Here is an 11,314-nt window from a genome sequence, read left to right as displayed (position 1 = left end):
GTGATCGCCGTCCTCGACAATGGGCTGGAAGCCACCGCGATCACCGAACACGCCGGCCCGTTCTGGAGTGGGCGCGCGCTGGGCCTGCAGAACACCGGCCAGCGGCTCACCGCCGCGGCGGGGCCGCCGGTGGTCGGCGCGACGATCATGGCGGCCGGGTATCCGGCGGCATGGGCGCTGTGCGCGCTGTTTCCGCTGGCCGCGGTCGCACTGGTGCCCAGCGACTCCGGTTCCACTCAGCGGGATCGCAAATGCCTCGTCGGCGCGCGGGTGGCGCAATAGCTGAACCGTCCCCGGTTTTCGCTGGTCGCCGTCATGCGCTGCCCGGCGCAATGCGTCGCCCGGCCGTTTTCGGTGCCCGCAGCGCGCCCGGAAAACGCCCCTGAGCTGCGTTAGCGTGACTCCCGTGGCGCACCCCATACCCCTCGGAGGACACCGGGCCGACCGTGCCCGGCGGGTGGCCGACGTGCTGCGCCAGCAGATCCACGCCGGGGCATACCCCGAAGGGCTGCCGGCCGAGCAGGAGCTGGCCGCCGAGTTCTCGGTGTCGCGCAACACGGTTCGCGAGGCGTTGGCCGTCCTCAAGCACGAGGGACTGATCGATCGCGGCCCCAAGGTCGGCACCCATGTGGCGCAACGCAAGTACGACCACGGCCTCGACGCGCTGCTGGGGCTCAAGGAGACGTTCAAGGACCTCGGCGAGGTCCGCAACGAGGTGCGGGCCGCAATGCTCGTCACCGCCCCGCCGTCGGTGGCGCGCCGGTTGCGGCTGCAGCCCGGCGAACAGGCGGTGTTCGTCGAGCGGTTGCGTTACCTCGGCGAGCTGCCGCTCAGCCTGGACCTGACCTACCTGGCCCCGCAGGTCGGCCGGGGGGTCCTCGAATTCCCGCTCGAAGACAACGACCTGTTCGCGCTCATCGAGCAGGTCAGCGGGCAGCCGCTGGGCTCGGCGTCGCTGGCGCTGGAGGCCATTCCCGCCGACGCACACTCGTCGGCCACCTTGCAGGTGCCCGACGGCGCGTCCCTGCTGATGCTCGAGCGGCTTACCAGCCTGGCCGACGGCACGCCCGTCGACCTGGAATACATCCGCATGCGTGGTGACCGAATCACCATGCGCGGCAGCCTGAAACGGAGTGACGCATGACCCTGATCCACAACAGCCGCGCCGACGTGCCGGTGACCATCGACGAGTCGTTGTGTATCGACGGCTGCACGCTGTGCGTGGAGGTCTGCCCGCTCGACGCGCTGGCCATCAACCCCGACACCGGCAAGGCGTACATGCACGTCGACGAGTGCTGGTACTGCGGCCCCTGCGCGGCCCGCTGCCCCACGGGCGCGGTCACCGTCAACATGCCCTATCTGCTTCGCTGAAAACCCCTCACCCGCAAGGCCTTTGACATGAAACGACACGCCGCCCGGCTGGCGTCGGTCCTGTTCGCCGTGGCCATGGTCGCGTCCGGTTGCTCGCTGGAGTCCTTCTCGCAGTCCTCCGGCGTGGTGAACGTGGTCGTCGGATACCAGTCCAAGACCATCAACACCGTCACCGCGGGCACGCTGCTGCGCACGCAGGGTTACCTCGAGCACCGGCTCGCCGACATCACCGCCCGCACCGGCACCAAATACGCGGTGCGGTGGCAGGATTACGACACCGGCGCCCCGATCACCGCGCAGATGCTGGCCGAAAAGATCGACATCGGGTCGATGGGCGACTACCCGATGCTCATCAACGGCTCCAAGACGCAGGCTAACCCGTTGGCACGCACCGAGATGGTGTCCATCACCGGCTACAACCCCAAGGGTGCGCTGAACATGGTGGTGGTGTCGCCGGACTCGCCGGCGACCGGCCTGGCCGACCTCGCCGGCAGCAAGGTCTCGGCCAGCGTGGGGTCGGCCGGCCACGGCACCCTGGTGCGGGCGTTGGCCAAGGCCGGCATCAGCGGTGTCGAGGTGCTCAACCAGCAGCCGCAGGTCGGCGCGTCGGCCCTGGAATCGGGCCAGGTGAAAGCGCTTTCGCAGTTCGTTGCGTGGCCGGGCCTGCTGGTCTACCAGGGCAAGGCCAAGCTGCTCTACGACGGCGCCGAACTCAACCTGCCCACCCTGCACGGCGTGGTGGTGCGCCGCTCGTACGCGTCGGCCCACCCGGAGGTGCTCGCCGCCTTCCTGCAGGCGCAGCTCGACGCCACCGACTTTCTCAACGGGAAACCGCTCGAGGCCGCCCGCATCGTCGCGCAGGGCAGCGGGTTGCCGCAGGAAGTGGTCTACCTCTACAACGGGCCCGGGGGCACCTCGTTCGACCCCACGCTCAAGCCCTCGCTCATCGAGGCGCTCAAAAGCGATGTGCCGTACCTGAAGTCGATCGGCGACTTCGCCGACCTGAACGTGGACCGCTTCGCCGTCGACGAGCCGCTGCGCGCGGTGTTCACCGCGCGCGGCCTCGACTACGGTGCCGCGCGGGCGCGCAGCACCAACCCGTCCACCCTGACCGGTGACCCCGCGCTGGCGAGCGAACTATGGCTGGACGGTGCCGACGCGACGCAGACCGTCGCCAACCCCACCGCGCTGCTGCGCGCCGTGCGCGACGCGCTGGGCCGGGGCGCCAAGGTGCGGGCGGCCTACGTGCCCGACGCCGAACTCGGCACCCGCTGGTTCGCGGACAAGGCGTTCTGGGTCAAGGACGGCCCGAACTATCTGCCCTTCGGCACCGTCGCCGGGGCCAACCGGTACCTCGCCGGCCATCCCGGCGGCGTCTCGACGAATTACCAACAAGCACTCGGAGGTTCGGTATGACGACCCAAGTGGTGGCCGACCAAGTCCTCGGCGTCGTCTCGACGCCGGCGTTGACCCGGCCGCGGCGGCGCGCCGGGCGCTGGCAGTCCCGGCTGCTGCGGCTGGCGTCGGTGGCCGCCGCGATCGGGCTGTGGCAGTTGCTCACCGCGGGCAAGGTGCGGCTGCTGCTGCGCTTCGACACGTTGCCCACCGTCACCGAAATCCTGCACGCGCTGCAGCGGCGGCTCGGCGCCGGTGACTACTGGCTGGACCTGGCGCAGTCGCTGCTGCGGATCCTGACCGGTTTCGGGGTGGCCGCGGTGGTGGGCGTCGCCACCGGCGTGCTGCTCGGCCGGTCGCGGGTGTTCGCCGATGTCTTCGGCCCGCTGGCCGAGCTGGCCCGCCCCATCCCGGCCATCGCCATGGTGCCGGTGGCGATCCTGCTGTTTCCGACCGACGAGGCCGGCATCGTGTTCATCACCTTCCTCGCGGCCTACTTTCCGATCATGGTCAGCACCCGGCACGCGGTGCGCGCGCTGCCCACCCTCTGGGAGGACTCGGTGCGCACCCTGGGCGGTGGCCGCGTCGACGTGCTCACCCAGGTGGTGCTGCCCGGCATCCTGCCGGGCGTCTTCGGCGGCCTGTCCGTGGGCATGGGTGTGGCGTGGATCTGCGTGATCTCCGCCGAGATGATCTCGGGCCGTCTCGGCGTCGGCTACCGCACCTGGCAGGACTACACGGTGCTGGCCTACCCGCAGGTGTTCGTCGGCATCATCACCATCGGCGTGCTCGGGTTCGCGACGTCGGCGACCGTCGAACTGATCGGCCGGCGGGTCACCCGGTGGCTGCCGCGCGCGCAGGAGGGACAGCGATGACCGCCACCGGCATGAGCCTCGAACTGGACCGAGTTCGGTTGTCCTACAACGGGCCCGCCGTCATCGACGGGTTGAGCCTGGCGGTGCGGCCGGGGGAGATCCTGGTCCTCACCGGGCCCTCGGGCTGCGGCAAGTCGACGGTGCTGCGGGCGCTGGCGGGGCTGCTGGCCCCCGACGCCGGCCGGGTGCTGGCCGACGGCGCGGAGGTCGGCACCACCTCCGGTGACCGGGGCATGGTGTTCCAGGACAACGCGCTGCTGCCCTGGCGCACGGTGCGGTCCAACATCGAGCTGGCGCTGCGGCTGCGCGGGGTGCCTCGCGCCGGACGGCGCGAGGCGGCCGAGCGGTGGATCGCCGAGCTCGGGCTCACCGGCTTCGGCCACTACCTGCCCAAGAGCCTGTCGGGCGGCATGCGCCAGCGCGTGCAGTTGGCCCGCGGCCTGGCGGGGGCGCCGCGCGCCGTGATGATGGACGAGCCGTTCGGCGCGCTGGACACCCAGACCCGCGCGGCCATGCAGCGGCTGCTCATCGACACCTGGCGCACCCACCCGACCACCATCGTGTTCGTCACCCACGACGTCGACGAGGCGTTGGCGCTGGGAGACCGCGTGGTCGTGCTGGGCCGCGCGGGTGAGCCGGTGCGCGCGTCGATCGAGGTGCCGAATCCGCGCGGCGACGCCGCACCCGACGGGTTGCGCGCGCAGATCATCGCGGCGCTCAACCACATCGAGGCGGCGGCATGACCGAGATCCCCGATCCCGCCACCCCGGTGCGGCTCGACTGTGACGTGCTCGTCATCGGCGGCGGCACCGCCGGCACCATGGCGGCGCTGTCGGCGGCCGAAAACGGCGCGCAGGTGCTGCTGCTGGAGAAGGCCCATGTGCGGCACTCCGGCGCGCTGGCGATGGGCATGGACGGGGTCAACAACGCCGTCATCCCGGGCAAGGCCGAGCCCGAGGACTACGTCGCCGAGATCACCCGCGCCAACGACGGAATCGTCAACCAGCGCACCATCTACCAGACCGCGACCCGCGGGTTCGCGATGGTGCAGCGGCTCGAGCGTTACGGCGTGAAGTTCGAAAAGGACGAGCACGGCGAGTATGCGGTGCGCCGGGTACACCGCTCGGGCTCCTACGTGCTGCCCATGCCCGAAGGCAAGGACGTCAAAAAGGCGCTGTACCGAGTGCTGCGGCAGCGCTCGATGCGGGAGAAGATCCAGATCGAGAACCGGCTGATGCCGGTGCGGGTGCTGGTCGACGGAGGCCGGGCCGTTGGCGCCGCGGCGCTGAACACGCGCACCGGCGAGTTCGTCACGGTGGGCGCCAAGGCGGTGATCCTGGCGACGGGGGCGTGCGGTCGGTTGGGCCTGCCCGCGTCGGGTTACCTGTACGGCACGTACGAGAACCCGACCAACGCCGGCGACGGGTATTCGATGGCCTACCACGCCGGGGCGGAGCTGTCGGGAATCGAGTGTTTCCAGGTCAATCCGCTGATCAAGGACTACAACGGGCCCGCCTGCGCCTACGTGGCCAACCCGTTCGGCGGGTATCAGGTCAACGCGGTGGGCGAGCGGTTCGTCGACTCCGACTACTGGTCGGGGCAGATGATGGCCGAGGTCAAGAGCGAGATCGACTCGGCCCGCGGGCCCATCTATCTGAAGGTCTCGCACCTGTCGGACGAGACGCTGACGTCGCTGGAAAACATCCTGCACACCACCGAGCGGCCCACCCGCGGCACGTTCCACGCCAACCGCGGCCACGACTACCGCACCCACGACATCGAGATGCACATCTCCGAGATCGGCCTGTGCAGTGGGCATTCGGCGTCGGGGGTGTGGGTCGACGAACACGCCCGCACCACGGTTCCCGGGCTGTACGCGGCGGGGGATTTGGCGTGCGTCCCGCACAACTACATGATCGGGGCGTTCGTCTTCGGTGACCTCGCCGGCACCCACGCCGCGGGTACACTTGCCGAAGTGGCTGCGCCGCAACGCCTTCCGGAGGACCAGCTGCGCGCCGCGCACGAGCTGATCTACGCTCCGTTGCGGCATCCCGACGGCCCGCCGCAGCCGCAGGTCGAGTACAAGCTGCGCCGCTTCGTCAACGACTATGTGGCCCCGCCGAAGACGGCGGCCAAGCTGTCCATCGCGGTGCGCACGTTCGAGCGGATGCGCGCCGAAATCGACGAGATGGGCGCCCGCACGCCACACGAGTTGATGCGCGCGGTGGAAGTGTCGTTCATCCGGGACTGCGCCGAGATGGCGGCCCGTTCGTCGTTGACCCGCACCGAGTCTCGCTGGGGCCTTTACCATGACCGCGCCGATTTGCCCGGCCGCGACGACGTTCAGTGGGGCTACCACCTGAACCTGCGCAAGGCTGAGGGCGGCGACATGGTGTTCCTCAAGCGGCCGGTGGCGCCGTACCTGGTGTCGGTGCCGGAGTTCGACGGCCTGCCGCCGGTCGACCGGACGGTGCACCAGGTGGAGCAGCCGCCGCTGATCGGCGGCCAGGCGCCCGCAGGGTCGCCGATCGTCTCGCGCGCCCCGGCCGTCGAGCCGCCGTCGCCACGCATCGCCGAGGTGCTGGCGCTCGAGGAACCGTCGATCGATCAGCTGCGGCCGTACCTGGCCGACGAGGATCCGGGGGTGCGGCGTACCGCGGTGGCCACGCTCACCGAGCACATCCCCGACGGGTACGCACCCGCCCTGTTCGCGGCGCTGGACGACCCCGACGCCGCGGTCCGCCGCACCAGCGCCGAGGGCATCCGCGAGCTGGTCGAGGTGCTGCCCGATCCCGGCGGGGCGCAACCTTATCTGGAGTCCGCGGACACGGTGGTCCGCGCGGCCGCGGTGTATCTGTTGGCCGCGCGACGCGCCGGCGATAACGCCCAATACCGCCGGGCCGTGACCGATTCCGATCACCGGGTGCGGATCGAGGCGGTGCGGGCGCTGGTCTCGGTCGACGACGTCGACGGCGTGGTCGCGGCGGCCCGCGACGAGAACCGCGAGGTGCGGATCGCGGCCGCGGCCGGGTTGGCGACGCTGGGCGGCGGCGCCGACGCCGTGCGCGCTCTGATCGCCGACCCGGACCCCCTGGTGCGCGCGGCGGCGCTCGCCGCGCTGGGCGCATTGGGTTGTGGCGACGGCGATGTCGCGGCGATCAAGCAGGCGCTGCGGGCGCCGGCCTGGCAGATCCGGGAGGGCGCGGCGCGGGCGCTGGCCGGCGCCGCGGCCAACGTGGCGGTGCCGCTGCTGGCCGAGTCGCTGGTCGACGCGCACCTCGACGTGCGCAAGGCTTCGGTGCTCAGCCTGACCAAGTGGGCCGGCGAGCCCGCGGCGCGCGACGCGCTCGGGATTGCGCTCAAGGACAGCGATGCCGACGTGCGCGCCTACGCGCGCCGGGCGCTCGACGAGGCCGCGTTCGCCGACAACCGGTGAGTCAGCGCAGGATCTTGGCGTAGAGCAGGCTGTCCTGCGGTTCGGGCCCCATGGTGGGGTAGACGGCGTGCCGGGCCAGCCGGCCCTCGAGGAAGAAGCCGGCGCGCTCAAGCAGCCGCGCGGAGCGCGTGTTATCGACGCTGCAGGTGGCCCAGACGCGGTACACATCGCGGTCGGCGTCCAGGGCGGTGAGAAGCATGTCCAGCACCTCGGCCATCAGCCCCTTGCCCCACCAGCGGCGGCCCAGGCAGTACCCGATCTCGACGGAGTGCGCGGCGCTGCGCCGGCAGCTCGCCAGCCCGACGACCTCGCCGCGGTGCCGCGACTCGATGACCCAGGTCCGCTCGTCCGCGCTGGCGTTGAGCTTCTCGGTGATCACCCGCCGGGTCGCCGCGACGTCGGGGTGCGGGGCCCAGAGCAGGTACTTGGTGACTTGCGGGTCGCGGGCCACCCGCTGAAACAGCGCGCCGGCGTCTTCGAGCGTGGGCGGCCGCAGCAGCAGCCGCGGCCCGGTGATGCGTTCCGGCGGGTAGTCGGGCACGGCTACAGGCCGAGCGCTTGGTAGGTGCGGCGGACGAATTTCGGTTGTGCCGTGCGCAGTTTCGCCAGTGACGTGTTGCCCGCGACGGCCGTGGCCGCGTCGACGGTCAGGTCGGGAAGGTTCTGGATCAGATACAGCAGGATCAGGTCCGCGCCCGGATCGGCCTGCCACCACGTCCCGTAGGCGCCGGGCCAGCTGAACGTTCCCAGGCCGCCCGGCCCGAACAGCGGCACGCTCTTGACGGGATCGGTGACCACCGAGAGGTTCAGCCCGAAGCCGCGGCCCACCCAGTACGGGGCGCCCAGGAAGTTGTGCCGCTTCTGCTCGTCGGTGAGGCGGTCGGTGCGCATCAGGCGGACGGATTCTTCGGACAGCACCCGCACGCCGTCGACGGTCCCGCCGCCGAGCAGCATCCGGACGAATCGCAGATAGTCGTCGGCGGTCGACCACAGGCCGCCGCCGGCGTTGCAGAACGCCTGCGGGGTGATGTGGGGCGGCCCCATGACGCCGTGGTGCAGGCGGCTCTGCTCGTCCAACGAATACATGGTCGCCGCGCGGCGGCGCGCCTCGGGGGAGACGTAGAAGCCGGTGTCGGGCATGCCGGCCGGACCCAGGACCCGCTCGTCGAGGACTTCGTGGAACGGCTTGCCCTCGATGCGGGACGCGATGACACCCAGCAGGTCGATGGAGTGGCTGTAGGTGACGCGCTCGCCCGGTTGATGCACCAGCGGCAGCCGGGCTAGCTCGGCCACCCAGGCATCGGGGCCCTGGTTGAACGGCAGCCGCAGGTAGGCCTTGGAGATCGGGCCGGACACCGAGAAGCCGTAGGCCAGCCCGCTGGTGTGGGTGAGCAGGTCCTCGATCAGGATGGTGCGCGCCGCGGGATGGGTGCGGTCCAGCGGACCGAGCGGGTCGTCGAGCACGCGCAGGTCGGCCAGTTCCGGCGCCCAGCGTGTCACCGGGTCCTTCAGCGTCAGTTTGCCGTCGTCGACCAGGCTCATCACCACCGCCACGGTGATCGGCTTCGTCATCGACGCGATCCGAAACAGCGTGTCCCGCTGCATCGGCAGCCCCGCTTCGACGTCGCGGTAGCCGATCTCGTTGACCTGCAGCATTTCTCCGCGCTGCCAGACCGCCGTCACCGCTCCGGCGAGGAAGCCGGCGTCGCACACTTCGCGGATGGACGCCTGGTTGAGGTCCAGGTTCACCCGGTTCAGGTTAGTGGGCGTCCCGGACGGGGCGGCGGGGAGTCAACGGGTGGCGCGGGCGCCGGGCCGCATCGCCACCCGGATGCAGTTGTCCTCTTTGTTCTTGAACAGGTCGTACGCGCGCACCCCGTCCTCGAGCGAAAGGTCGTGGGTGATCAGCTTGGCGGGGTCGAGGTCGCCCTGCTCGACGTAGTCGAAGAGCCGCTGCATGTAGCGCTGACCGTGCTGCTGCGCGGTTTTCATCGTCAGGCCCTTGTTGGTCAGCACTCCCATGGGGAACTTGTCGGTCAGCCCATACACCCCGAGCACCGACACCACCCCGCCCTTGCGGCACGCCAGGACGGCCTGACGCAACGCGGTGGCACGGTCGGTCTCCAGGCGCAGCATCTGCTTGGCCCTGTCGTAGAGCTGCTGGACGCCGGTGCCGTGCCCCTCCATGCCGACCGCGTCGATGCAGGCGTCGGGCCCGCGGCCGCCCGTCAGCTCGCGCAGCGTCTCGTGCACGCTGTCGACCGCCTCGTAGTTCACGGTTTCGAGGCCGAACTCGTTGCGCGCCAAGGCCAATCGCTCCGGGATTCGGTCGATGACGATGGCCCGGTCGGCGCCGAGCAGCAACGCGCTGCGCGCGGCCATCAGGCCGACGCCGCCGGCGCCCCACACCGCGACGGTGTCGCCGCCCGCGATGTCGCAGAAGTCGGCGCCCATGAAGCCGGTGGGCACCGCGTCGGACAAAAACAGCGCCTGTTCGTCGGTGATGTCGCCGGGGATCGCGAAGCAGTTCGCGTCCCCGAACGGCACCCGCACGTATTCGGCGTGCGAGCCCGCGTACCCGCCGAAGGGATGTGTGTAGCCGTAGATCCCGCCGGAGGGGTAGCCCAGCAGCGGCTGCTGCAGTTCGGCGTTCGGATTGGTGGTGTCACAGCACGAATAGAGTTCGTGCTCGCAATACCAGCAGCGGTCGCAGGCGATGAACGACGGCACCACCACGCGGTCGCCCACCTTGGTGTCGCGCACCTCGGCGCCGGTTTCGGTGACCACGCCCATGAACTCGTGACCGAACACGTCGCCTTCGCGCATGCCGGGCAGGTAGCCATCGATGAAGTGCAGGTCCGACCCGCAGGTGGTGGTGAGCCGGACCTCGACGATGACGTCGTGGGGATTGAGGATCTTCGGGTCGTCGACGGTCTGGACCGAGAGGTCGTTGACGCCGTTCCAGCACAGTGCGCGCATGGTTGCCTTTCGTTACCGCGCGGAGGCCCGCGCGCTCGGGTTGGACCGCAGGGTCGGCACCTCGCCGGTCTGCATGAGCGCGCGCAGCCGGTAGAGCACCTTGTAGGCAGCCGCCCCGGCCAGCAGGCCGGGGGCGGGCGTCGTGGCGCGCAGGGTGACCTCGGTGCCCAGGTCGTGCGGCGCGGCCCGGTAGCTGATGGTGAGTTCGCTGCCGTCACCGACGAAGCCGACGCCGTCCTCCCGGGTCACCATGCGCGACTCCCAGGTGGCGTCGGGTCCTTCGAGCAGCCGCCAGCGGTACCGGTCGTCGCCGGACGCCTCGACCTCCGCGATGTCGCCCAACACCACCGACAGCTGCAGCGGATCACGCCAGAACTGCGCGATCCGGTCGACCGGGCAGGCGATGGTGACCGTCTGCGCGGTCGCCCGGGGCGGTTGGGCGTCCACCACCTTCTTCGCGGCCTCCTTGACCGAGCCCACGACTTTGTCCCTCGCGACGTCTAGATAGCCCACGCTTACTCCCTCCGTCGGGGCAGGCGGTACCCGGGCGCGCAACGGTCAAACGGCGCCTCGGGGAGTCGTCGTCTGCTGGCCGGTCAATCGGCCCCGCCGCCCCCGAGGTGGGCCCCTGCTAACAGCGCGAAAAATTTGTTTTCGCCCGTGTTAATGCCGTCGGCGTCAGTGGTCGCGAGTCGACGCTTGCCGGGCGGCCTGGGGTGCGCCCCAACGCCCGCGAAACCGGCTGCGCCACAGCCGATCCCGGGGATTCGCCGCTTCCCGTCGGCAAAGGTTGGGGAACGCGAAGTGCCGCAAGCGTCCGTCAACCGGAGCGACTACAGTTTCGAGTTGTGACTAAGCGACAAGCCAAGCCCGCGGCCGCGTGGTGCGCCTGCGTGTCCGCGCTGGTTTTCGCTGTGGGCGGCGTCACGGCGGTGCTGACGGCGACCGATGCCGCCGCGGCCCAACCCGTTATCTGCTTCATCGGCGTCAACTGCGGGTGTACGCGAAACTGCAACCCGCCGCACACGTTTGCCCCGGGCAGCGTCGACGCCCCGCCACCTCCGGCGCCCGAGACCATGACGTGGGCGACGGCGCTGCTGCCGGTGGCGCAGGGCGTCGAGGTGTGCGCGGCGCCCACGGCGCCGCCGAAACCACACTCCGCCGCTGCGCGGCGACGCCGGTTAGGGGTTCGGCGACGGGGGCCGCGCGGGGGCGGGCGGCGGAGGGGGCGGGGCGTCGACGCTGCCCGGGGCAAACG

The 11,314-nt window shown here is 70.7% G+C and carries 10 protein-coding genes and 2 pseudogenes; 8 read left to right on the top strand and 4 right to left on the bottom strand.

The window, feature by feature from the left end:
- The 7 genes and pseudogenes from A5714_RS10705 to A5714_RS10675 form a co-directional block, all read left to right on the top strand.
- A pseudogene (locus tag A5714_RS10705) lies at positions 1-282 on the top strand (hypothetical protein); the annotation flags it as partial.
- A gap of 115 nt (positions 283-397) precedes the next feature.
- Positions 398-1,144, top strand: a complete 747-nt coding sequence (locus A5714_RS10700; protein WP_068285107.1) for a GntR family transcriptional regulator — start codon at positions 398-400, stop codon at positions 1,142-1,144.
- Entirely contained in the window at positions 1,141-1,371 is a 231-nt protein-coding gene (locus A5714_RS10695) for a ferredoxin family protein (protein WP_068064761.1), read from the top strand. Before A5714_RS10700 ends, A5714_RS10695 begins: the two co-directional genes overlap by 4 nt.
- A 27-nt stretch (positions 1,372-1,398) precedes the next feature.
- Complete coding sequence (locus tag A5714_RS10690; protein WP_068285105.1) at positions 1,399-2,787, top strand: ABC transporter substrate-binding protein; 1,389 nt, start codon at positions 1,399-1,401, stop codon at positions 2,785-2,787.
- Positions 2,784-3,641 carry an ABC transporter permease gene (locus A5714_RS10685; RefSeq protein WP_068285103.1) on the top strand — a complete coding sequence of 286 codons (858 nt, stop codon included), beginning with the start codon at positions 2,784-2,786 and terminating at the stop codon, positions 3,639-3,641. The genes A5714_RS10690 and A5714_RS10685 overlap by 4 nt, the downstream gene beginning before the upstream one ends.
- Positions 3,638-4,384 (top strand): ABC transporter ATP-binding protein, encoded by a 747-nt coding sequence (locus tag A5714_RS10680; RefSeq protein ID WP_068064770.1) that lies wholly within the window; start codon positions 3,638-3,640, stop codon positions 4,382-4,384. Before A5714_RS10685 ends, A5714_RS10680 begins: the two co-directional genes overlap by 4 nt.
- Positions 4,381-7,077, top strand: coding sequence for a fumarate reductase/succinate dehydrogenase flavoprotein subunit (locus tag A5714_RS10675; protein WP_068285101.1), 2,697 nt, complete (start codon positions 4,381-4,383; stop codon positions 7,075-7,077). The genes A5714_RS10680 and A5714_RS10675 overlap by 4 nt, the downstream gene beginning before the upstream one ends.
- Position 7,078: 1 nt before the next feature.
- On the opposite strand, the gene A5714_RS10670 is transcribed toward A5714_RS10675, so the two are convergent.
- The 4 genes from A5714_RS10670 to A5714_RS10655 are packed head-to-tail and all read right to left on the bottom strand — an operon-like array spanning position 7,079 to position 10,569.
- Positions 7,079-7,618 (bottom strand): GNAT family N-acetyltransferase, encoded by a 540-nt coding sequence (locus tag A5714_RS10670; RefSeq protein WP_068064776.1) that lies wholly within the window; start codon positions 7,616-7,618, stop codon positions 7,079-7,081.
- 2 nt (positions 7,619-7,620) lie between these two features.
- Entirely contained in the window at positions 7,621-8,826 is a 1,206-nt protein-coding gene (locus A5714_RS10665) for a serine hydrolase (RefSeq protein WP_068285099.1), read from the bottom strand.
- Positions 8,827-8,868: 42 nt separating this feature from the next.
- Positions 8,869-10,056, bottom strand: a complete 1,188-nt coding sequence (locus tag A5714_RS10660; RefSeq protein ID WP_068285097.1) for a zinc-dependent alcohol dehydrogenase — start codon at positions 10,054-10,056, stop codon at positions 8,869-8,871.
- Between the two features lie 12 nt (positions 10,057-10,068).
- Positions 10,069-10,569 (bottom strand): hypothetical protein, encoded by a 501-nt coding sequence (locus tag A5714_RS10655; RefSeq protein ID WP_068205069.1) that lies wholly within the window; start codon positions 10,567-10,569, stop codon positions 10,069-10,071.
- Between the two features lie 548 nt (positions 10,570-11,117).
- On the opposite strand from A5714_RS10655, the pseudogene A5714_RS27595 reads away from it, so the two are divergent.
- Positions 11,118-11,195 (top strand): annotated as a pseudogene (locus A5714_RS27595) (hypothetical protein); the annotation flags it as partial.
- Between the last annotated feature and the right edge of the window lie 119 nt (positions 11,196-11,314).

The sequence above is a fragment of the Mycobacterium sp. E2462 genome, assembly GCF_001672685.1.
Classification (GTDB): Bacteria; Actinomycetota; Actinomycetes; order Mycobacteriales; family Mycobacteriaceae; genus Mycobacterium.
This window is presented reverse-complemented; position numbering and strand designations above follow the sequence as displayed.